18 protein-coding genes are annotated in these 24,912 nt (G+C 34.4%); 9 read left to right on the forward strand and 9 right to left on the reverse strand.

Translation table 11 applies throughout. The annotated features are described in order from the left end of the window. Positions 1 to 13: 13 nt before the first annotated feature. The 9 genes from IPH11_09330 (at position 14) to IPH11_09370 (ending at position 10,706) form a co-directional block, all read left to right on the forward strand. Positions 14 to 895, forward strand: coding sequence for a DUF4115 domain-containing protein (locus IPH11_09330; protein MBK6913845.1), 882 nt, complete (start codon positions 14 to 16; stop codon positions 893 to 895). Continuing rightward, positions 892 to 2,925, forward strand: coding sequence for an NAD-dependent DNA ligase LigA (gene ligA / locus IPH11_09335; protein ID MBK6913846.1), 2,034 nt, complete (start codon positions 892 to 894; stop codon positions 2,923 to 2,925). The genes IPH11_09330 and ligA overlap by 4 nt, the downstream gene beginning before the upstream one ends. After that, on the forward strand, positions 2,922 to 3,452 hold the full coding sequence (locus IPH11_09340; protein MBK6913847.1) for a hypothetical protein: 531 nt from the start codon (positions 2,922 to 2,924) through the stop codon (positions 3,450 to 3,452). The genes ligA and IPH11_09340 overlap by 4 nt, the downstream gene beginning before the upstream one ends. Positions 3,453 to 3,461: 9 nt before the next feature. After that, positions 3,462 to 3,815, forward strand: coding sequence for an STAS domain-containing protein (locus IPH11_09345; GenBank protein MBK6913848.1), 354 nt, complete (start codon positions 3,462 to 3,464; stop codon positions 3,813 to 3,815). A gap of 131 nt (positions 3,816 to 3,946) precedes the next feature. Continuing rightward, the gene (locus IPH11_09350) at positions 3,947 to 5,707 is read left to right on the forward strand and encodes an ABC transporter ATP-binding protein (protein MBK6913849.1); all 1,761 of its coding nucleotides are present in this window, start codon (positions 3,947 to 3,949) and stop codon (positions 5,705 to 5,707) included. 99 nt (positions 5,708 to 5,806) lie between these two features. After that, positions 5,807 to 7,582: a hypothetical protein gene (locus IPH11_09355; GenBank protein ID MBK6913850.1), complete on the forward strand. Its 1,776-nt coding sequence runs from the start codon at positions 5,807 to 5,809 to the stop codon at positions 7,580 to 7,582. A gap of 8 nt (positions 7,583 to 7,590) precedes the next feature. Next, complete coding sequence (locus IPH11_09360; GenBank protein MBK6913851.1) at positions 7,591 to 8,184, forward strand: alpha-glucosidase C-terminal domain-containing protein; 594 nt, start codon at positions 7,591 to 7,593, stop codon at positions 8,182 to 8,184. Positions 8,185 to 8,328: 144 nt separating this feature from the next. Next, positions 8,329 to 9,555, forward strand: a complete 1,227-nt coding sequence (locus IPH11_09365; GenBank protein MBK6913852.1) for a hypothetical protein — start codon at positions 8,329 to 8,331, stop codon at positions 9,553 to 9,555. Between the two features lie 14 nt (positions 9,556 to 9,569). Further along, on the forward strand, positions 9,570 to 10,706 hold the full coding sequence (locus IPH11_09370; protein ID MBK6913853.1) for an AI-2E family transporter: 1,137 nt from the start codon (positions 9,570 to 9,572) through the stop codon (positions 10,704 to 10,706). Here IPH11_09370 and IPH11_09375 read toward each other — a convergent pair whose 3' ends face one another. From IPH11_09375 to IPH11_09415, 9 genes are all read right to left on the reverse strand, one after another. Then, positions 10,707 to 11,705, reverse strand: a complete 999-nt coding sequence (locus IPH11_09375; GenBank protein MBK6913854.1) for a DUF4922 domain-containing protein — start codon at positions 11,703 to 11,705, stop codon at positions 10,707 to 10,709. It abuts the gene before it with no gap. A 211-nt stretch (positions 11,706 to 11,916) separates the two neighbouring features. Continuing rightward, a complete protein-coding gene (locus tag IPH11_09380; GenBank protein ID MBK6913855.1) occupies positions 11,917 to 12,186 on the reverse strand; it encodes a hypothetical protein in 270 nt (89 codons plus the stop codon). 172 nt (positions 12,187 to 12,358) lie between these two features. Beyond that, on the reverse strand, positions 12,359 to 12,997 hold the full coding sequence (locus tag IPH11_09385; GenBank protein ID MBK6913856.1) for a response regulator transcription factor: 639 nt from the start codon (positions 12,995 to 12,997) through the stop codon (positions 12,359 to 12,361). Between the two features lie 79 nt (positions 12,998 to 13,076). Continuing rightward, positions 13,077 to 16,319, reverse strand: a complete 3,243-nt coding sequence (locus tag IPH11_09390; GenBank protein MBK6913857.1) for a hypothetical protein — start codon at positions 16,317 to 16,319, stop codon at positions 13,077 to 13,079. Positions 16,320 to 16,455: 136 nt separating this feature from the next. After that, positions 16,456 to 17,097: a response regulator transcription factor gene (locus IPH11_09395; protein ID MBK6913858.1), complete on the reverse strand. Its 642-nt coding sequence runs from the start codon at positions 17,095 to 17,097 to the stop codon at positions 16,456 to 16,458. Beyond that, positions 17,090 to 18,547: a PAS domain S-box protein gene (locus IPH11_09400; GenBank protein MBK6913859.1), complete on the reverse strand. Its 1,458-nt coding sequence runs from the start codon at positions 18,545 to 18,547 to the stop codon at positions 17,090 to 17,092. The genes IPH11_09395 and IPH11_09400 overlap by 8 nt, the downstream gene beginning before the upstream one ends. A 46-nt stretch (positions 18,548 to 18,593) precedes the next feature. Then, positions 18,594 to 20,201 (reverse strand): MFS transporter, encoded by a 1,608-nt coding sequence (locus IPH11_09405; protein MBK6913860.1) that lies wholly within the window; start codon positions 20,199 to 20,201, stop codon positions 18,594 to 18,596. Positions 20,202 to 20,341: 140 nt separating this feature from the next. Continuing rightward, on the reverse strand, positions 20,342 to 22,225 hold the full coding sequence (locus IPH11_09410) for a PAS domain S-box protein (protein MBK6913861.1): 1,884 nt from the start codon (positions 22,223 to 22,225) through the stop codon (positions 20,342 to 20,344). Continuing rightward, positions 22,222 to 24,858, reverse strand: coding sequence for a PAS domain S-box protein (locus tag IPH11_09415; GenBank protein ID MBK6913862.1), 2,637 nt, complete (start codon positions 24,856 to 24,858; stop codon positions 22,222 to 22,224). The genes IPH11_09410 and IPH11_09415 overlap by 4 nt, the downstream gene beginning before the upstream one ends. Positions 24,859 to 24,912: the final 54 nt, after the last annotated feature.

Consider the following 24,912-nt stretch of genomic DNA (forward strand, 5'->3'; position numbering starts at 1 on the left):
ATCAAGTAGATATATGCTTACTAAATTTGCCGAAGAATTAAAACAAGTCAGATTAAATAGCAATGTCACTCTACAGCAAATGGCTAATAAAACAAAAATTGATTTCAAATTTCTTGAAGCAATTGATGAAGGCAACTTTGCCTTTCTTCCAGATCTTTACATCCGCGCATTTATTAAAGAGTATGCATCATTTATTGGTCTTAATCCCGACAGTACAATTAAAAAATTTGAGGCTGCTAAAAAAGGAGAATATCCCGCTGAAGGAACTGATAAACCATTCTTACAGTCAATTATAGAAAATGAACAATCCGAACAAAAGAAATTACCTTTATCCACTAGACCTCTTATTTCCTATTCTGATATTAGAGAGAATGAAACACGTAATTCTTCGGATCAAAAAAGGGCTCAGATTCTTTTTGCACTAATCGCCGGGATAACAATTATTCTAAGTGCTGTTATTTATTTTCTATTTTTTAACGGCGGCGATAAAATTATTATTTCAGAAAGACCCTACGAAGAAAGTATTGAAGAAAACTCCAGATATGTTGAACAACCCGTATTGGATACCTCAAAAATTGAATCATCAGATAGTGTTCTAACAATAGTATCAGGGGATAGTCTTTTGTTAAAAATAACCAGCACAAATCAATGCTGGGTAAATGTAATTAAAGATGATAATTCGGAAATAGAGTTTACACTTCCCCCTGCTTCTTCTAAAATTATTAAAGCAGCTAATAGCTTTAAGTTAATACTGGGAAACTCGGGCGGAATACAATTATCGGTAAATAATAAGCCGCTGCAGTTTGAAGGAATCCCTGGTGCAGTTCGCTATGTAAAAATCACTACTGCCGGAGTGGAGTATCTGACTACCCGCCCCTTAGTCAATCCTCAATGAAGTCTATATCGGCTAAAGACAGAATAGAATATCTTCGTGTGCAAATAAGAGAACACGAACACAAGTATTATATTCTTGCTGAACCATCAATAAGTGATTACGAATACGATTTATTAGTTAGTGAATTGGAACGGCTTGAAAAAGAAAACCCGGAATTAATCACCCCAGATTCCCCGACTCAAAGAGTAGGAAAAGACCTCACTAAAGAATTCAAATCCATACAACACAAAGTTCCTATGTTGAGTCTATCTAATACTTACAGTGAAGGAGAACTTTTAGAGTTTGATAGAAGGGTGCGGGAGGGGTTGCCCGAAAATGAAAAAATCGAATATGTAGTTGAATTTAAAATTGACGGCGCTTCTGTTAGTTTGAATTATACTGATGGAATACTAAGAACAGCAGCAACTCGAGGGGATGGGATCGTTGGTGAAGAAATTACGGCAAATGTTAAAACAATAAAATCAATTCCGCTTAAAATAAATATTCCTAAAAATTTTCATTATAAGCTGCGCAGTATCGAAGTTCGCGGCGAAATATTTATGAAGATTTCCGATTTCATAAATCTAAACAATCAAAGAGCCGGGCAAGGAGAAAAACTTTTTGCGAATCCAAGAAACTCTTCTGCTGGAACTTTAAAAATTCAGGACCCGAAGATAGTTGCAAAACGACCGTTGAATATTTTCACTTATTTTTTAATAAGTACTGAGGAAGAATTTAAATCGCAATCTGAAAATCTTGAGATATTAAAAATACTTGGTTTTAATGTTAATCCGGCTTATAGAGTTTGCAAAAACATACAAGAGGTAATTCGGGTTTGCAGGGAATTTGAAGCGCAAAGAAATTCACTCGAATATGAAATTGACGGCGCTGTTATAAAAGTTAATTCAATTCGTCATCAAAAAATATTAGGCAGCATCGCTAAATCACCTCGATGGGCAGTCGCCTTTAAGTTTAAAGCTAAGCAGGCATTTACACTAATAAATAATATTACATGGCAGGTGGGGAGAACCGGCGCAATAACTCCAGTAGCAGAATTAGAACCGGTGCACCTGGCAGGTTCAACTATCAGCCGTGCTACTTTACACAACTATGACGAAATTGTGAGAAAAGATATCCGAGTTGGCGATAAGGTTGTAATTGAAAAGGGTGGTGATGTAATTCCTAAAGTTGTTGCCGTAGTTCTAAGCGAAAGGAAAAGTGAAATATCGCCTGTAGTAGCTCCTGAATATTGTCCTGTGTGTAAATCAACTGTTATTAAACCTGAAAACGAAGTTGCCATTTATTGTGATAATTCTGAATGCCCCGCACAAATTAAAGGCAGGCTCGAACATTTTGCTTCACGCGGGGCAATGGATATAGAAGGGCTCGGAGAAGCATTAGTAGATTTATTCGTAGAAAAGAAATTTCTAAAAACCTATGCTGATATTTTTCAGTTAAAACAAAAAAGAGAAAATCTGATAAGCATTGAAAGGCTGGGTGAAAAAAGTGTAGACAACCTTCTCAAAGCGATTGAGGAAAGTAAAAAACAGCCGTTTGAGAAAGTACTATTTGCTCTCGGGATAAGGTATGTCGGGGCAGGTGCTGCAAAAAAACTTGCTTCTCATTTTTTAACCATTAATAATCTTTCGAACGCATCGGAGGAAGAGATTATATCGGTTCCCGAAATTGGTCCAAGCATAGCAAAAAGTGTTGTACAATTTTTTTCAAACAAGGGCAATCAGCATATAATAGAACTACTAAAAGAAGCTGGCATCAATTTTAAAACCGCTAAGAAAAAGATAGAAGACAATTTTTTCACAAATAACACTTTTGTTTTAACCGGCACGTTAAAAAAATTTTCAAGGGAAGAGGCAGCAGATAAAATATCAGCGCTTGGAGGGAAGGTTACTTCTTCGGTAAGTTCTAAAACGAATTACGTAATCGCAGGCGAAAACGCAGGATCAAAATTAACTAAAGCTGAATCTATCGGTGTAGCTGTGCTTACTGAAGAGGAGTTTCTTCAAAAGCTTTATGAAGCAGGAAATAAATGATCAAACTATTTAAGGATATTGCTGCGAAGGTTGTCCTGAAAAAAATTTCAAAACAGACAAAGCTTCCTGAACAGCGATTTAATTTGTTCTTTCAAAAATCTTATTCGTTTTTATTAGTAATGCCCGAAAATGAAGATGATTTCACTAACTCGTTTTTAATTTTGGAATATCTGGAAAAAAACAAGAAAAATATTTCAATCCTAACTTATGATTATCGTGTTAGTAAGCTTCCTGTAAAGTTTAAATCAAGGGTGATTGATCACGGTGTAAAAGATATGAATAAATTTGACCTGCCGGTAAAAGATTTCACAAATAGACTTAATGAAAAAAAATTCGATGTGGTTCTTGATTTAAGCAAAGATGGAAATTATTTTCACAAAATTTTGGTTTGTAAAATTAAATCATTATTAAAAGTTGGATTTGAAAAACCTAATGGCGATAAATTTTATAACGTTATGATTAGAATTGAGGAAAACAATTCTGAAAATTCTTATCAAAATTTCTTAAATTGCCTTCGAATGTTTTAAGGATTTACAATGAATTATGAGATAAAAAAAGTAGAAGATATCACTATCTTTAAATTGAATGAAAAGCGGCTTGACACAAATATTTCTGGGCTGTTAAAAGGGGAGTTTACAATTTTATTAAAAGTTGAAGGAGTAAAAAAATTAATCCTTGATTTAGCTGAAGTAGAATCCTGTGACAGTTCGGGTTTGAGTGCAATACTTGTTGGTAATCGGATTATTCATTCGAACGAGGGAAGTATGCGTATAGCTTCTCCTTCCGAAAAAGTGTTATCCTTAATCAAAATTACTCAGCTTGATCGTGTGCTGCCGGTTTGTTCTACTGTTGATGATGCGATGACAGAACTGCGTGACGAGCAGGATTGATTAACAGCACTCGAGCTTGTCGGTAAATTTTTATTACTAATAGCCCTTCCTTCTATTTACTCAGATATAAGTTGAATCATTAATCTACTACTTTTATTTGAGGGGTATTTCTAAATCATTAATTATTATCAATGAAACTACTTTACAAATACTTAAAGAACTATAACAAGCTGATTCTAATTGCATTATTGCTTGCTTCGATAAATCAGATTTTCTCCATGCTTGATCCCTGGATTTACAGAATTGTAATTGATAATTATGCAACAAAGTTTGAACACTACACAGTAAGTGAATTTATTAGTGGTGTGTTATTATTACTCGCAGCGGCTGTTGGTGTTGCATTTGTTTCCCGTGTGGCAAAAAATTTTCAAGATTACTATTTGAATGTAATAACGCAAAAACTCGGTGCAAAAATTTATTCTGATGGAATAAAGCACTCCCTCCTTTTGCCTTATTCTGAGTTTGAAGACCAGCGAAGTGGGACCACACTTGGCGTTTTACAAAAAGTTAGAACTGATGTTGAGAAATTAATTTCTGCCTCTGTAAATACTTTATTTACAACTCTTGTTGGTGTGGTGTTCGTTACCGTTTATTCAATCAATGTTCACTGGGTTATTGCGCCGGTTTTCTTTTCAGCAATACCAATACTTGGTTTTATTAGCTCTGTTTTGAGTAAAAAAATTAAGGAGATTCAAAAAATTATTGTTGGTGAAACAACAGCACTCGCAGGCTCTACTACTGAATCATTACGAAATATCGAACTTGTAAAAAGCCTCGGTCTCGGAAATCAGGAAATCAACAGACTAAACTTAACAACTGAAAAAATACTTGGCTTGGAGTTAAAGAAAGTCAAATATATTCGAACACTTAGTTTTATCCAGGGTACGGTTGTCAACTTCATCCGAACTTCGATAATATTTTTGTTGTTGTATTTAATTTTTGTAAAAGAAATTTCTGTCGGTGAATTCTTTTCATTATTCATTTACTCATTTTTTCTATTTGGACCTTTGCAAAGTTTGGGTGAGATAATAAATATCTATCGTGAAGCAGAAGTATCCTTAAATAATTTTGAAGAATTATTAAATAAACCAATCGAGTCAAAACCACAGAAGCCTGTAAAACTTGGTGAAATTAAAGCTCTGCAATTCGATAGAGTTTCATTTAAACATCAATCCTCCAATCGAAATGCTATTAATAGTATTTCTTTTTCTGTTAAAAAAGGAGAAACTATTGCTTTCGTTGGTCCATCCGGCTCCGGGAAAACAACATTGGTGAAATTACTGGTGGGACTTTACTCCCCTTTGCAAGGAAAAATATTTTATAATAATTTCTCCGGTGATCAGATTGACTTTGATGAATTCAGAGAACGAATTGGTTTTGTAACACAAGATACCCAATTGTTTTCCGGAACGATAAGAGAAAATCTTTTATTTGTTAATCCGATTGCAAGCGATAATGATTGCTTGCAAGTATTAGAAAAAGCCGCCGCACAAGGATTATTGAGCAGAGCAGAAAAAGGATTGGATACTCTAATCGGCGAAGGTGGAGTTAAAGTTTCCGGCGGCGAAAAACAAAGACTTTCAATTGCACGTGCACTATTGCGTCGCCCCAATCTGCTTGTGTTTGACGAAGCTACATCGGCACTCGATTCTTTAACAGAAGAAGAAATCAGCAAAACAATTAGAGAAATTTCACATAGTAAAGATCTAATAACAATATTGATAGCGCACAGACTTTCTACAGTAATGCACTCGGATAATATCTTTGTTCTCGAAAGAGGTAAAATTATTGAGTCAGGGAATCATGAAGAACTATTAGAATTGAAAGGATTGTATTTTGCAATGTGGCGTCAGCAAATCGGAGAAGCTGAAAGTTTATTTAATAATTACTAAAACTAAATGTTAATAATTCGACTAATCAATTGTTAATTTTAAAAACGATTTTCATGTTACCATAAAAATAATTATCACGAATTATTTATTTGAATAGAAATGAAAAAAATAATCTTCTTATTAATACTTTTGGCTTGTTCCTTCGGCGAGGCACAATCAATCAGAGATTTGATTCAACCAATAAGCCTTGAAGAAGGAAAGACAAGCATTTTTGTACTTAGTGATTTGTTTTATACTGATGATTACAAAATCAATTTATTGCCAAATGAAAACGTTGCTGCAGCTTTAAATAAAGTAGGAGATACAATTTCGTTCACTCCTAATTTAGGTTTCACCGGGCTGGATATTATTTCCTTTAAATTAAAAGATGAAGTACTCCAAATCCCTGTCAAACTTGATAAAAAGGAAAAATATCTTTTTACTTATAAACCAGATAGCAAAGCAAGCAGCGTAAATTTATTCGGACAGTTTAATGGATGGGACCGAAACAATCTTCCTATGAAGGACGAGAACAATGATGGAACTTATGAGCTAATGATTCCGCTTGACGCCGGGAGATACGAGTACAAATTTTTTGTGGATGGAAAAGAACTTGTTGATTCACAAAACTCAATAAAAGTTCCAAACGGAATGGGCGATTATAATTCAGTTCGAATAATTGAACCACTCATAAAAGAAAAATTTTATTTGCATATTCTTGATTATCAAAAGAACACGAATTCAATTTCCCTCTCCTTCTTTTGTGAAAAGATTAATAAAAAATCTTTACTCAAAAATGAAGTAGTTGCTTTATTGGATAACAAAATAATTGACCCGAGTAATGTTGAGATCGCAGGCAGCAAAATAATTTTGACGTTGAACCAATCACTATTAGCCGACAGACATACTGTTCGCGTGGCGGTTAATGAAAATGGCAGAGCCACAAATATTCAAACTATATTTATTGAAAATGGAATTCCTTGCGGCAAAGAGAAATTTCAAAATTGGAATGATGCCGTTATTTATTCTTTGATGGTGGATAGATTTTATGATGGGGACAAGTCAAACAGCACTCTAATCATTCATCCTGAACTTTCTGAAAAAGCTAATTACAATGGGGGAGATCTGCAGGGGATAATTGACAAGATTGAGGAAGGATATTTTGAGCATCTCGGAGTAAATACTTTGTGGCTGACTCCTGTGGTTGATAATACAGACAGCGCTTATAAAGAGTATCCTCCCCCCCAGCGGTATTATACCGGTTATCACGGTTATTGGCCTGTTGCTTCTGGAAAAGTTGAAGAAAAATTTGGAAGCATGGCTTTATTGAAAATACTTACTGATACAGCACACGAGCATGGAATAAAAATCCTGCTCGATTTTGTTGCCCACCATGTTCACATCGAAAATCCATTATGGGATGAACATCGCAATTGGTTCGGTAAACTTGAATTACCTGACGGTAGACTGAATCTTCGACTCTGGGATGAATACAGGTTAACAACCTGGTTTGAACCCTACATGCCTTCATTCGATTTTGTGAACTCGACTGAAGCAAGAGAATTTATGACCGACAATGCTTTATGGTGGTTAAAAGAAAGTGGCGCTGATGGATTTCGTCACGACGCTGTTAAGCATGTTCCAAATGAATTCTGGCGCTTGCTCACAAAAAAAATTAAACAGCAAATTGAATTACCCCAAAACAAAACGGTTTATCCAATTGGTGAAACATTCGGGAGTTTTGACCTAATAAGTTCGTACGTTAATAATGGACAACTCAATGCGCAATTTAATTTTAATCTGTACGACACAGCAATAAATGTTTTTCTTGATTCAACAAGCTCCTTTTCGTTGCTGAATTATCAACTGCAAAAACATTTTCTGTTTATGGCGTAAATAATTTGATGGCAAATATTATGGACAGCCATGATAAAATTCGCTACATGGCTTATGCCGATGGCGATCTTCAAATTAACGATAGCCGTGCAAGCGAGATTGGATGGACTAATCCCCCCACGGTTGACAATGAATCAAGTTACGATAAACTAAAACTTTATCTCGCTTATGAGATGACAGTTCCCGGCATACCGATACTTTACTATGGTGATGAAATTGGAATGACCGGGGCTTCCGATCCCGACAACAGAAGAATGATGAGATTTGATAATGGGCTTTCAAACTTTGAAAAGGAAACCTTTAGTCAAATTAGTAAGCTTGTCGAAATTAGAAATAATAATTCTGCTTTAAGATACGGCGATTTTTTAACTTTACTTGCAGATGAAAATATTTTTGCATACTTCCGTTCCGATATGAATCAACGTGTACTTGTAATCCTTAATAAAAGCAATAAAAACAAGACAGTTGAAATTGAGTTACCTCCAAATTATAATTTATCTGAAGCAATAGATCTTTTAAATGGTGAAACAAAGAAAATAAATAATAATCGTTTGGTCTGTAACGTTAATTCTATTGGTTACCTTATATTCAAAATGAAGTAATCAATTATATTACAATACACATTGAAAATCATGAAGCTATTTTATAATAAATTATTTTTAATAATCTTTACAGTTTTACCGGTTGTTTATACCTCTTGTAATCAAAATACATCACCGGTTAACACAGATAAATTGGAATTTAAAATGAACACAATAGCTGAATCTTATGTAAAACTTGTTTTAAAAGTTGGACAGTTTGACCCCAATTATGTTGATGCTTATTATGGTCCTGAAGATTGGAAACCGAAAGAAAATCTAACAGAAAACACTTCTGCGCTTCAATCATTATTTAATGAATCCGATGCAATACTTGATCCTTTGGACGCCCTTTCAAAGTATGACTCCGACGAATTACTTACACTAAGATTTAGATTTCTTTACAAGCAAATTCTTGCAGTTAAAGCTAAAATATTTTTACTGCAAGGCGGAGTGTTGTCTTTTGATGAAGAAGCCAAATCACTTTACGATGCGGCGCCGCCTGTTTATGATAATCAACATTTCCAAAATATCATAAGCGAACTTGATAAAATTTTGCCCGGCAGTGGAAATGTTTCGGACAGACTCGATACATTTAGAAATAAATTTATTATCCCTAAAGATAAACTTGATACTGTATTTACAGCGGCGATAAATGAATGCAGAAAACTAACTCTCGAGAACATTAAACTTCCTGCTGAGGAAAATTTCAAAATTGAATATGTTACGGGAAAATCCTGGGGCGCCTACAATTGGTACAAAGGAAATAGCTTCAGTATAATTCAAGTTAACACTGATCTGCCAATTTATATTGATCGTGCAGTTGATCTTGCTGCCCACGAAGGCTATCCCGGGCATCATGTTTATAATACACTGCTTGAAAAAAATCTCTTTAAACAAAAAGGTTGGGTGGAGTTTTCAGTTTATCCTCTCTTCAGTCCTCAATCATTGATAGCCGAAGGAACTGCTAATTATGGTATTCATGTTGTGCTTCCCGGTGAGAGCAGAATTAATTTTGAAAAAAAAGTATTGTTCCCGCTTGCAGGATTAGATTCTTCTTTAGCGGATGAATACTATAAAGTACTCGAACTCATGAGCAAGATGAATTACTCATCAAATGAAGCAGCAAGGAATTATCTTGATGGGAAGTGGACGAGAGAACAAACAATAAACTGGCTTATTAAATTTGGACTGCGTTCGAAAGAACGAGCGGAACAAAATTTAAAGTTTATCGAAACATACAGAAGTTACGTCATCAACTATAACTTAGGCGAGGATATCGTAAAAAATTATATCCAAAAAAACGGCGGTACTGAAAATCATCCTGATGTAAGATGGAGACTTTTTGAGCGGCTGCTTTCTTTACCTCAAACTCCTTCCGGAATAATCAAATGAGTTAAGAAAAACAAATGCAACAAAAAATAAACATAGATTCTTCAATAAAATTTTTTATTTCTGTAATCGGAATTATCGCAATTGTTTTAACATTAAAAGAACTTAGTCATATCTTTATTCCGTTTGTAATTGCATATTTTTTATTTTTCATATTTTCTCCACTTAATAATTTTTTAGCACGTAAATGGCTACCTGAAGCAGCTATCATATTAATAGATATCTTAATAACAGGATTTGTAATCTGGGGGATATTCAAATTAATCATTGATTCGTTTATCCATTTTACAGAAGGATTGCCAATATATTTAAATAAACTTGACAGAATAATCAGCGAATCTGCTGTATCATTTGGAATAAGCGATCCAAACTTTACAAATTTTTCGATTCAAAATTTTATTAAATCAATTGATTTATCAAAAATTGCCGGCGGTCTGTTTGAATCAACATTTTCTTTTTTTGGAAGTGTATTTTTTATCCTTTTCTTTTTTGTATTTATTGTCCCTGGGCATAAAATAATTTATGAAGCAATAAAAAGACGCTACCTAAAGTCTGATAAGACTGACCGGAGAAGTGAGTCATTAAATTACCCCGACCTTAATGAAGGTAAAATCTATTTAGGTGAAAAATCAAATAAAGAAAACAACATTAAAGAAGAAAAATTAGCTTCGGCGTTCAATTTGATTACTGAGCAGATTCAAAAATATATAATTACTAAAATTGGATTAAACCTTGCGTGCGGTGTTGCAGTAACGATATTACTTTCACTGCTTGGTGTAGATTTCCCTATTGTTTGGGGTTTGTTCACGTTTCTTTTCAATTTTATTCCAACAATTGGATCAGCAGCCTCATTAGTACTTCCAGCATTAATGGCACTTGTTCAGTTTGAATCAGTTAGCTTTATGCTGCTTGTTGCTGTAACGATGGGGTCGCTGCAAACATTGTTCTTTAATCTTTTTGAACCTGCAATCATTGGGCGAAAATTAAATCTAAATCCATTGCTGGTTTTAATTTCGCTGCTTATCTGGGGCTATATTTGGGGAATAGTCGGCATGCTTCTTTCTGTACCGCTTACTGCAATTATAAAAATAATTCTGAATAATTCTGATTCTCCGAATATGAAATTCATCAGCGATTTGATGAGTAACGAATGATCAGGCTATCGCTGAAATTATTTTATTAAATTCAATCTCTCGTGGAAATATTTCAGAAAATATTTCTTTAATGGATTCAGTACCAATCTTCGCATAGTCTTCTTCACGGGGGAAAATGCATATTCCTCCCAAATCTACTGATGCGGGGCTTATTACTATTTTACTCTCTCCACTATTAAAATAATGAGATGATCTGTGTTGTGATCGTGAAAAGACTAAAACAGTCCATCCGGTATCTCCATTATACGTGCAGAGAATATTCAACATCGGTTCATAATTCTCGTCATCGTTTTTATTTAACACAGTGTAAATTTTATGAAAATAATTTTCGATCAATTGCATATTTAATGATTGCAGTAAAATAAATTTTCTTAAGCCGTCATCAATCGAATGCACGGAAATATTTGGTTGGCTTTTATGAAGTTTGCCAAACTTATTTTTAATAAGATTTAATTGATCGAAGATTGGTAAACATTTTTTTTCCACAGTTTGAAAATGTAAATGATCAGGAGCAGAAGCGCCGCATTGAGGTCCGTTGTAAAACACTGCAAAACGATCATTCATTTTTTTTGCAAGAGACAATAAATCCAAAAAATGATTATTAATTAATTGAGGCTGATGTTCGGTATAAATAATTGTAAAATGATGATTAAAAATTGGAAATGGATTGCAGAGCAAAATGAATTTATCTTCAATTAAAATTCCTTTTTGTTCTTCAGGAAGATTATTTAGACATAAAAAACATTTTCTGCTTTTGATTGCCCTATCTGAAACATCCGTTGTGCTTGAAAGCAGCCTTTGCGGATTAAACTGAAAATGGATTTTATAGCCATTAAACTGAATAGATCTCTGCTTTACATTTTTGAGGGCGCTGGAATTATCTGAAAATATTTTCCATTCTTTCTTTTGAAGAAGGTTCAGTTTAATCGCTGCATCGCTATAACGATTTGCATTTAATAAAGCATTTATCTTTGAGTCGGAAATGATTTTATTCTTCAATTGGGTCTTCATCAGCAAAATCAGATATTAATTCTTTGCTAAGATAGGATTATTATTTTAATATCTTAAGGGGGGTTTGACCAGAAAAGTAAAAGAAGAGTTGGGGCATAGCCTTTCATCTTTTATCGCATAACAAATGTAATCAACAAAAATAATTATAGAGCGCTATTACACTTGGCTAATTGACAACTCTTCTTTTAATATAAATATATTATGCGCTGCAAGAATATTTAGGCGGATTGTGAACGATTTTTCTAATCGTATCAAACTGTAGATATGGGTATTCTGACTGCAGAGATTCAATTGCATCACCCGTGCGGATTTTCTGCTCGCGAAGTCTTTTAAACTTTTTCCTAATATGATAATCACGGACGGAGCGCTCATCAATTAATCCATGTTGATTAAGCAGGTTATAAATATCATCACTGATAAGTTCTGCAAGCGGATTGCTCAATTCAGTTTCGATTATTTTATCTTGCATTTTGTTCTCCTTTCGGATAAGTAATTATTAAGTCTTGCTTCCGGTGCTAAAATGAATCAAGATCATTACTAAATCAACCGCACAAGTATGCTGTTTTTATTTCAGAAATGTGGGAAAAGTGGCTTTTGTAGCAGAATTATGCGGGGGAGGTAATAAATAGAAAAGATTAGTACTAAATTATTTTTTTTCTAATCGCTTTTGCAACAGCTTCTGATTGAGAATGGACGTGTAATTTTTTATAAATATTTCTAATGTGATGCCGGATTGTATCAACACTAATAAAAAGTGCATCCGCTATTTCTTGATAATTATTTCCCTCAGCTAACTGAAATAGTACTTCCTTCTCTCTTGATGAAAGCGCAGCAGCTTCTTCATCGGTGACAGCGGGGCGACCTGCCTGGAAAGTTGAAATAACTTTACGGGCAATATTAGAACTCATCGGTGAGCCGCCTTCGTGAGCATCTTTAATGGCTTCGAGGAGCCGGGTTGGGGGGGTCTTCTTCACGAGGTAACCGCAAGCTCCGGCACAAAGTGCTTCGAATATAATTTCACTTTCTTCGTAAATGGTCAGCATCAAAATGTCAACTTCTGTATTAATAAACTTTGCTTTTTTAACTGCTTCAATACCGTTCATACCCGGCAAGCCAATATCCATAAGTATAACATCGAAATTATTTGATTTTAATTCAGCAAGAAACGATTCAGCGTTTTGATATGCCGCTGCGCATTTATAACCGTCTGTCGCATCTATTAAAGCTGCCAACCCGTTCCTTATTGTATTATTATCTTCTACTATTGCTACGTTAATCATTTAACAAAATTATTTTTATTATGGTGGCATAATGAATGGAAAAAATAGTTCAATTTCAAACACAAAAATTTTGACAATATTATTTGTTAAAGAAAGAAAGCAGCCTTGATTGATTTGATATTTTACCTATAAACTTTACTGTTGTGCCTTTATTCAAAACCGATTTCATTTTAATTTTGCCCCCGATTGCCTCCGCACGATTGCTCATATTTGTCAATCCATTTCCGTTTGAAACGGCTTGCATGTCAAAGCCGATTCCATTATCAACCAAATTTATCTCCAAAACATCGCTGTGAAAATTTACATCTAAAAAGATGTTCGAGCACTTACTGTGTTTGATCGCATTATTTATTGATTCTTTAAATATCAGAAATAAATTTTGCCTGTATTCCATTTGAAGTTTTATGTCTTTTATTTTTTCAAGATTACTTGTTTTAAAAGAAATCCCCAAATTGTACAGCGGCTCTTTGTAAGTATCTTTTAACCTAAGAATTAAATCATAGAGCGAATCGCGTTTTGGATTTACCATCCAGACTATATCACTCTCATATTTGTCAACGAGTGTTCTTGCTGTATCACTAATAAGTTGAAGTTCTTCAGAAAGGTTGACGGAATTCTTCAAGTTGTTTTTTGCAGCAACTTCACTAAGAATTGAAATCTCAGTCAAACCTGATCCAACATTATCATGAAGATCTGCAGCAAGTTTTGATTTTAATTTTTCGATAGCTAAAAGATTATTAACCCTAATCGTGCTTACATAATAGATGGCTGCAGCAGCAGTAATAATTAATAGCAAAGAGAACCACCATGTCCGCCAAAAGGGAGGAGTAATAATTATGCTTATTGTGGCGGTATTCTCGCTCCATACATTATCGTTGTTTGAACCTTTAACTTCAAATGTATATTTCCCTGGAGGAAGATTGGTATAGTTAGCAAATCTCATTGAGGCATCAACAGAATTCCATTCTTCTTCCAGCCCTTGCAATCTGTATTGATAATTATTATCAGAGGGATTGGTATAATCAAGAGATGCAAATTCAAATGTGAGGAAATTCTCGTTATATTTTAATTGCAGTGATTTTTTTTCGCCTTTAACAAGCTTATTCAAAATTCTTACTGAGGTAATTACAATCGGGGGTTTATACGGGTTATCTTTAATACTATCCGGGAAAAAATAATTTACTCCGTTGATTCCACCAAAAAACATTTCGCCAAGCTTGCTTTCATAATACGCCCCCCCGCTAAATTCCATACTTTGCAGTCCATCCTGAAGATCATAATGTGAAAAGAACTGATCACGAATTCCAAATTTATAAATACCATCATCAGTACTCATCCATAAATTGGAATGATTATCTTCAAGAATGCCATAAACTACAGAGCTGTTCAGACCTTCATCTTTCGAGAAATTAAAAAACTTCCCGCTCTTCCTATCGAATTTATTTAAGCCGCCTCCAAATGTTCCTATCCAGAGATTGCCATCTTCATCTTCGTAAATGGACATAACCCTGTCATCACTCAATGAATTTTTGTCAGCCTGATTGTGCTGGAAATGATAAAATTTTTCACTAACAGGATCGAATTTATTTAGACCCCCACCAAATGTAGCTATCCAAAAAATACCTTGTTTGTCTTTGTATATTTTATAAATACGGTTATCACTTATACTAAATTGATTATTCGGATCGTGTATGTATCTTTTAAAAAAGACACCGCTTCGCCCCTCACCCTGTTGTACAATTAATTTATTCAAGCCGCCGCCAAAGGTCCCAATCCAGATAACAGAATTGTTATCGTATAAAATATCCTGCACTTGATTTGAACCTATTGAAGTTTCTTCTTCAGGGTTATTCTTAAAAGCTGTGAATGTTTTAGTTTTCTTGTTGAACTTCACCAATCCGCCGGAATAAGTTCCAATCCAAAGATTATCAGCATCATCTTCTTCGAGCGAGCGAATATGATTATCACTTAGTGAATTAGAATTATGTTCGTCAAATAAGTAATGCGAAAATTTATTTTCAGACCGGTGATAATAATTCAATCCACCGCGATATGTTCCGAACCAAAAATTATTATTTCTATCTTCATGAATTGCCCAAATTACATTATCGTTTAGGCTGTTCATTTCACCGGGTTTATTTCTAAGTATATTAAACTTTGCGTTATTCATTTCAAGTCTGCTAATACCTTCACCGACATGAGTCCCAATCCATAGTATCCCTGACCTATCCTGATAAAGAGAGATAACATCATTATCAACTAAAGAATTATCATTATTAGGATCATTTACAAAGTGCCTGAAACTATTTGAAGAAAAATCAAATCTATCAAGTCCCCCCCCAAGTGTTCCAAACCAGTAATAGTTATCAGAGGTTTGGGTGATTGCCATTACAGTATTATTGCAAAGGCAATTGGAAGTATTCTCTTCTAATCGAAAGTGTTTGAAAGAAATGTTACGAGAATCAGAAATTTTTAATGATGCAGAGAGAAAATTAACACCTCCGAAATAAGTACCGATCCAAAGATTATCTTTATTATCAAGGTAGAGGGAAATTATTTTATCATCAGAAATGGAATTTATATTTTGTTTTGAATGTTGGAAGGAGGAAAATTCATAGCCGCCGTTATTATCAGGAATAATTTTATTTAATCCGCCGCCAAATGTTGCGATCCAAATTGAATTGTTCTCATCAACTACGATTTTAGTAATTCTATTATGGGAAAGCGTTCCTTTATTATTTTCCTGAAAAAAGAAGTGCTGCTTCTCACCGGTTTTTTTATTGAATCGAAAAACACCCTTCCCCCACGTGCCAATCCATAAGTAGTTACTATTATCTTCTGCAATAGATGTAATCGTGTTGGTCAGGTTTCGAGAAAACACTATCGGGTATTCATAATAATCATTTAAACCTGAAGCCGGCAGCTCATTTTTATCTGTAATAAAAAATCGTTTAAATGTTTCATTATCTCTATTCAACAGATTAATATTACCGTCAACTGTCCCCACCCAAAGTTCGCCGCTTCTTCCTTCCATCATTGAAGTAATTCCGCTGCTCGAAATAGAATTTTTATCATTTGGATTATTAGAATAAACAGTAAAATTATAACCATCATATTTATTTAAACCATTCACGGTTGCAAACCAGATGTATCCTATTTTATCTTGAAGAATTTCAACAATTGTGCTCTGCGAAAGCCCGTCTTCAATTTTAAGCTGCTTGAAAATATAATCACCCATGGAATTACTTTTGGGTGAATATGCAAAGCAAATTCCGAAGACAGAAATTATTAGTGCGGCTAATATGTTTGAGAAGAATTTCATTTTGATAGTTCGTAAAGCTGATTTTGATTTGCTTCAAAGATATGATTGATAGCGCTTCTTATCAAGCATAATAATTATAGCATAAAAGAGTAATTATTATTAGAAATTTATAATCCATAGAGATTTACCAACTAAACTAAAAATCAATAAGTTTGTTCTGAATTACGTATTGAGTTAATTCAACATTGGATTTAAGATTGATCTTTTCAAACACACGGTTTCGGTAGGAATAGACTGTGTGAATACTAATGCTTAACTCTTCAGAAATCTCCTCAGCACTTTTACCTGCTGCTATCATGCACATAATTTGGAATTCCCTATCAGAGAGATTTTCGTGAGGCAGGGGTTTAGATTTGTGCGTGATATCAATAGCGAGTTTTGCGGCAAGAGCATCGTTAATATATTTATTGCCCGAAACAATTTTCCGGATTGCAATTACTAATTCTGCCGGAGCACTAACTTTTTTTAAATACCCATCAGCTCCGGCTTTTATCGCGCGAAGTCCATATTGTTCCTCGCTGAACATACTTAAAATTAATACCGGTAGATCAGGATAAAAACTTTTTAAAATTTTTAAAACTTCTAACCCGTTTTTACCTGGCATATTTATATCTAAAATGATAATACTGAAATTATTTTTTTTAACTCTTAAGATTTCAAGCAGTTCGGTGCCATCTTTTGCTTCGGCAGAGACGCACATATCTTTCTCTTCTGCCACTATTTGCTTAAGCCCTTCCCGTACAATGGCATGATCATCGGCAATGAGAATGTTAATCATTTTTATTTTCCAGTTTGCTGTAAGGTATTTCAACTCTTACTTTTGTGCCCTTTCCGGGAAAGCCTTCAATATAAACAGAACCGCCGAAAAGCATTGCACGTTCTTTCATTCCCAAAATTCCCAGCGATTGAACAGCATTTAATTGAGTTTCAGAAATCCCTCCGCCATTATCAATGATTTCAAGAATAAGATTTGATTTTTCAATTTTTAAAATGATATGAACAATCGAAGCATTAGCATGCCTTGCAACATTGGTTAAAGCTTCCTGAAAAATTCTAAATACTGCAGTAGATTTTTCATTGTCAAGAATAATTTCATCTGAAGGAAAAATAAATTCACTTTGAATCCCCATCCTTTCGCTGAGTTCCTGGCTTTGCCATTCAATCGCCGCAACAAGTCCAAGCTCATCTAATATTCCGGGTCTAAGTTTCGCACAAATTTTTTGCACGGTCTCAACCGTTTGATCAATCAGGATCGAGACTGAATCAAACTTATCTTTTAATGGTTGTTGATCCTCGTTTAATTTTTTTGAAAGAAGAGAAATCTGAATTTTGAGCACAGTCAACACTTGTCCGAGTTCGTCATGAATTTCTCTTGCAATCATTGTTCTTTCTTCTTCGCGAACAGATTGAAGATGAGAGGCGAGGTCTCTTAATGTTTTGCTTGTTCGCTTAAGTTTTTCATCAGCTATTTTTCTTTCAGTAATATCTCTGGCAACAGAAAGGATAGTTTGTTTGGAATTATACTGAAACAGATGTGCGCTTATTTCAACAGGAAAAGTTCGTCTGTCCTTTGCACGATGCACCAGTTCAAAGATTACATCTTTAACAGAAAAAAGTTTTTCCATTACAGAAGTATATTCATTTATAATTTGCGGCGGGATAATTGCCGAAGGACTTAGCATCAAGAATTCCTCACGCTGGTAGCCGAGCCTTTCGCAGGCGACATCGTTAACTTCAATAAATCTTCCATAAGAACTTCCCTGCTCAAGTTGAATGACAAACACGGCATCGTTTGTGTTGTTAAAAAGCATCCGGTAACGTTTTTCACTTTCCTTGATTTCCAATTCTGTTTTTTTTCGTGCGGTAACATTCTTAATGATGCTGAGAGTTACTTTATCTCCATCGGGTAATTGCAGAAAAGAATTGGAAAAATCGAACCATACCTTATCGTTGTTTAGAAGGGTATTCTCTCGTTCAAAATGAGTGCGCATTTTATTATTAATAAAATCTTCACGATAAACTTTAAGAACATCTTCTCTTTCCGACGGGTGATAAACATCGGAAAATAATTTACCGATAAGATATTCTTTTTCAAGATTTACCATTTTGCAGTATGGCTGATTAACCATAATAATATTTCCATGCCCATCAATCAGCCGCAATCCATCTACCGAGCATTCCCAAATCAAGTCTAATAGTTCGGTGGATTTATTAATCAGCTCATTCATTTTATTTTTGCTCAAGAATGGTTTCAACAATTACTTCTTTAAAAATTTATTCGCCATCTTTTAATTTGAAACCTTTCATCATCCATTTCCTTGCAAGTATTAATCCGATTGGAGAAGTAATAGCAATAAGACCATAAATCAACCACATAAATTCAGTATTCATTTTAGATGGGTCAACATCTTTCGGGCAATATTGAGTAAGCACCCACCCTGAATAAAAGCCTGTAAGGACTTTTGTAAGGAACCACGGAAATTGTCCCACACCCATATAAAGCCCGGTCATATTTTTAGGAGCTACTTCGGCGATCCATTGCAGGAATCGCGGCTGCCACATTGATTCACCAATTGTCATTATTAAAACATAGAGCAAAAACAGGTACATGTTCGGACCAACTGTAAGCAGAAATGTTGGCACTGACATAACTATTGTACCATAAATCATCATCTTATAAACGTTCGCTTTCGAAGTTAAGCCCGCAACAATGGGTGCAAGAATAAAAACTAAAATTGGATTTAGGTTAGAAAATATTTCAAAGTAATCACTCACCACCGAGCCTTTAAATGCACGATCAAGATAGTAAGGAATTGTAAGCCAGTTGTGTGCGAATAAGGTTTGCACCGGTATAAGCATGAAGATAAAAAATGCAAATCTTTTATCTCGAAATGGATGCTCGGGTCTTTTCCTGAGAAATTCAATAACTGCTAAAACAAATGCGAGTAAAGAAAGGACAAAAAAGAAATCAATATTTACGGCTAATCCCAAAAGATTAAAACTAAAAAAGAAATTTGCCGGATTGTTAAAACCAAAGCCGGACAGAAGAAATAATCCAAGTGTAATTAAAGCGTAAATAATTAATGGCAGATTATTTATTTTCAATTTTTCCTGTTTCGCTTCATTTTCACTAGGTTGATTTGCTTCTGCTTTTATTGATGCCACTGCATCCTGATCATTTTTTTTACTCAACAACAAAGCAGTTATGATGAGCGATATAGCGGTTAATCCAACATAAACCCAAAAAACTGCAGTCAAGCCGTTCGGGGGAAATGAAGATTCAAAAGTTTGGCGTGTAAAAGATGAAATAAATCCTGAAAGGAATGCGCCAAGATTCATCAGTCCGTAAATTACTGCATAACCCATTGCTGCGGTTTGAGGAGTTGTGTAGCGTTTAACTCCGGCATAAGCAGCAGGCTGATACAAACCATAGAACATCACCATGACAAATAATCCACCGATCATTGAGAAAAACATTGGCGACCACAAACCATTTGAGAGGGGGAGAGTTCCGGAAAGGGAGATTAAAACACGTCCAACAAGCATTCCGACAAATGCAAGCAGCAAAGAATTTCTTACACCAAGTTTATCGGAGAAACCACCAAATAGCAGCATCGAAAAAGTAATCCCTCCTGTTACAAAACTATAAACAAGACTTGATTGTGTGTCAATTAAATCCACATTTTCAGAACCAAACTTTCCAAGTATCGTCAATATTCCAAAGTAAACTAATCCTTCGATAATGTATGGAATGTTAACTCCCCAAAGTGCTCTCGGTGCTTTAACAAATGCTATGAAAGTTTCTTTTAATTCTTTGAATGATTCTTTGATTACTTCAGAGAATGACTTTTTAACATGCTCTTCAGGGTTTGTTGACGGCATAATACGAGTTCCTTTTTTGATGAATATTATTTAGTGATGAAATAGTTATCAAGGTAAGAAAATAAATTTGATTGACTTAGTTCAACTTCATAATTAAACAAGAAGTAAAATATTTGATTTTAACTTACAGAATAAATTTATTATTCTGCAAACGGAACTGTGAAGGTAAAATTACTTCCGATTCCTAATTGACTTTCAACCTGAATTTTTCCACCATTCTTCTCAACAAATTCTTTTGAAAGAATTAATCCCAATCCCGTGCCTCTCTCTCCATCAGTGCCTTCACCGCGGACTTGAGCATCAAGTCTGAAAAGTTTTATTAAATCCTCCGCACTCATACCTTTGCCTGTATCAGCAATACTAACAGCAGCCGAGCCGTTGTGGATACTCACGCTTATGGTGATGGTTCCATTATCAGGTGTAAATTTAATTGAATTATACAAAAGGTTTCGAAGAACAGTCTCTATCATATTAGCATCTGCGTATAAAGATTTATCAACAGAAATATTTTTAATAATATTTAATTTTTTCTTTTTGATAGCTTCGGCATAAAGATTTAAAACATTCTGCAAAGGATAGTCAATCTTAAAAATATTTTTATTCACAGTTAGTCTTCCGGTTTGAAGCCTTGCCCAATCAAGAAGGTTAGTCAAAAGATTATAAACATTTTTAGCAGATCGGTGCAAACCACCCAACACTTCTTTAACTTCATCTTCGCTTAGTTCATCGTATGATTCGGAAAGATATTCGGAAAGCCCGAGCAATGAATTGAAAGGGCTGCGAAGATCGTGGGAAATGATTGAGAAGAATTTATCTTTTGAAGCATTAAGCAGGCGAAGATTTTCTGCCAGTGCAGCAAGTTTTGACTCAGCTTCTTTTCTTGCCGTAATATCCTGAAATTGTACAATAAAAAATGATTGAGAATCTTGCATTTTAATTAGCGAAATACTCGTGACACACCAAACAACTTTTTTTTGACTATTCAAATATCTGCATTCATAATTAAGATATTCTCCCTTTTCTAAAGTAAGCAGTTCATAGAATGATTTTTCAATCAAATCTCTATCTTTTTCAAAAGTTAGGTTCAGTAAATTAGATTGTAGTATTTCCGTTGAAGAATATAAAAGAGTATCACAAAAAGATTTATTTATTCGAATGAATGAGCCGTTAGGCTTAAGCATTGCCATGCCAATTCCCGCATTATCAAATGTCTTTCTGAAAATCTCTTCACTTTTCTTAATTGTTTCCTCATTGAGTTTACGGTTTGTAATATCTACAGCGGTCCCAAGGTAAAAGAAAGAATTATCCTTTGTGGAAATTTGTTTTTTAGATGCACACGAAACCCAAATTATGCTTCCATCTTTTTTTAAAACTTTAAGTTCGAACTCATCTCCCTCGTTATAAATTGGAACCTGGGAATTTATTATTTCTAATACCTTATTACGATCATCGGGATGAACTAACGAAAGAAAATCTTCAACACTGTTTAAGGATTCTAAATCTGAATAACCTAATAGATGTTTCAAGCTGTCATCTGCAAAAAGCCTTTTTTCAGAAGGGTAAAATTCCCATATCCCCGTTTTGCCTGCACGAACAGCAAGCGCAAGACGCTGCTCACTTTGTTTTATTTTTAATTCCATTGCGTGCTTGAATAATGCAAGCTCCACAGTTCGCTCGAGTTCTTTGCTTTCGAAAGGCTTAATTAAATAACCAAAAGGCATAATTGCTTTCGCTTTCTGAAAAGTATTTTCGTCTGCATAAGACGTGAGGAAAATAACCGGTATATTTATTTTGCCTTGAATTTTTTCAGCCGCTTCAATGCCATCTGTTTTGCCTTTAAGTTTGATGTCCATCAAAACAATATCGGGTTTTAATTCTGAGGCAAACTTGAAAGCATCATCTGCATTATTAACAATTCTATTAACAATATAACCGCAGCTCTCAAGGCGTTTTTTAATATTATTAGCAACGATTGTTTCATCTTCAACAACAAGAATATTTATCTTGTCTTTTAAATTATTCATTTCAGGTTCTCATCTTTCCAAATTATTCTAAATCCAGTTCCTAAGTCATTTGCTCTTGTCAATTTGCCGTTTAAGTTTTGAGTAAGCATACCAATTAGTTGAAGCCCGAGCGATTGAGAGTTTTCTATATCGTAATCTTTTGGAATACCGATGCCATTATCACTAATATTAAGTTCAAATTCATTTAGGTTCGTCATTTTTAATTTCAAAATGATTTTTGGTTTTTCAATTTTGCCTGAGGCGGGAAATGCATATTTCAATGAGTTTGAAATTAGTTCGCTTATTATCATTCCGCAAGGGATGGCGCTGTCTATCGGCAGTTTAATATCTTCCACGTCAATTTCAAATTCAGGTTCGCCGGAATATTTTATGTAAGAATTATAAAGATAATCTACCAACGTTGTGATATAATCTTTCATGTCAATCTGGCTGAAGTCGCCCGTTTGATAAAGTTTTTCATGAATGAGTGCCATCGAACGAACTCTATCTTTGAGATTCTGAAAGAACTTAATCAACTCTTTATTCTCTACTGAGTCTAATTGCAGATCTAGCAGGCTGTAGATAATCTGAAGATTATTTTTTACACGATGATGAATCTCTCTTAATAATACTTCTTTTTCGTGCAAAGATTTTTGTAATGCTTCTTCAGCAGTTTTGGTTTCAGTAATATCAATAACAGCAGCAAAAATATTTTCTTGTTTATCTCCCAGCAGGATAAAGCCAATCAGTACCCAAACTTTGCTGCCATCTTTTCTGATATATTGTTTTTGGTAAGGAGTGCATCTTCCTTTTCGTTGTGCCTCTAAAATTTTTCCCATTTCAATTGTATGAAATTCGTCAGGAGTAATCAATCTGCAATTGAAATATGGTGATCCGACATCACTTCTATCGAAACCAGTGATGTTTAAGAAAGCATCATTTACTTCAAGAATATTTCCATGTCGGTCGGACATCATTGTTCCCAAAATACCAGACTGAATTAAAGCGCGAAGCTTTTCTTCAGTTTTAAATAAAGCATCTTCGGCTAATTTTGTTTCGGTAACATCTTTTGCTATTGAAAGAATTCCCGTTTCCCCATTTTCAAGTTGAATAACAGTTTCTATTAATTCGAGGAAGCAAATGCTTCCATCTTTGCGGATATTCTTAACAAGATGCTGTAATTGTTTGTGTTCAATAATCTTTCCAATATTTGATTCAATTGATTGAAGTGTTTTATCGAATGAAAGCATCTGTACATTTTTACCAATTAATTCTTCTTTGGTGTATCCTAATATCTGACATATCGCTTCGTTGGCTTCGAGAATTTTTCCATTAACATCAATAAATAAAATACCTGTTGGAAGCAAGCTGAATAAAGTTCGATACAACGATTCACTTTTTTTCAGCTTATCCACTGCAAATTTCCGAAGGCTGATATCTCTTAAATAATAAATACCATAATCTTCATCACTAATTTTAATCCTTGAATAATCTGCTTCAACAGAAAAAACCGATTTATCTTTTCTGATTCCCTCGAATTCAAATATTCTGTGAGCCAAGTCTTGGGTGGATTGATTTTCTAAAGCACTAAAAAATTCTTCTGATTTATCCACGCTTAATACTGCAGGAGACTTCCCTGTCAATTCGCTGATTGAATGAATTAAGAAATCTTTTCGCAGTGATTCATTCGCATATAATATTTTGTTACTTTTTACAATTATAATTCCATCGCGAGAAGTCTTAAACACGGCATTAAACCATTCCCTGCTAATCCATAGCTCTTCTTTCTGAGATATTTGTTTCTCTAAATTTTCAATTAAAGAAGCTGAGAGTTTTAAATTTTCATAATCGTTCTTCGAAGGTTTAAAATCTTTTGTAAATACTGCACACAGCGTTCCGATATGCTTGCCTTCAAGATTTATCGCTTTACCGAAATAAGTCTTAAGTTGAAACTTACTAACCGCAGGATCGGATAAATGATATTTTGTCGAAGGTAAATTCCTTATCAACACGCACTTGTCATTTATTGAATTAATCACATCAAAACAAATATGTCCTTTCGCAATATCAACCGGGACAAAATCATCAGGCAGATTCCATTTGCCAACGGAGTAAAGAAGATCATTATTTAGCCGGTTATAAAAAGCTGCGGATGCATTAATCGCTTTGCCGAATCCTTCTACTAAAAGAGTAATATTTCTTATTGGATCAAGTTCAAACCGTTCGATTGATTTTCGGATAAGCGATAACCCTTCAGCATTGTTTTTTGATTCATCATCACCTTGGGATTTAGTTTGAAATTTATCTATGGCATTTTTTATTTCAGTTACCTTAAATGGCGACAAAATAATTTCGGAGTTGAAGCCCGATAAGTTTGTTTCTTCAATTTTGATTTTGCGATCGGCAATAAAAATAATCGGATTATTTTTTGCAGCTCTGAATTGTGAAATTGTTCTAATCATCTCGTTATGATTTGATGATGTTAGTTCACACAGAATTATTACCTGCTTTTTATTATTGAGTTTGGGAAAGCTTTTGCTTCGGTATGAAATTACGCTTGCGGGACTATCAATGATTTTCTCGATTTTAACTCTAAGCCCGTTTCCAGACTTAATCGTATCCGAAAGTATTATAATGTTTTTTTTAGTTTCCATCTCTTTAATGTAGAGATTTCAAATTTTTATCACCAAATAAAAATTGCTTAAAAA

It is taken from the genome of Ignavibacteriales bacterium (assembly GCA_016709155.1).
Classification (GTDB): domain Bacteria; phylum Bacteroidota; class Ignavibacteria; order Ignavibacteriales; family Ignavibacteriaceae; genus JADJEI01.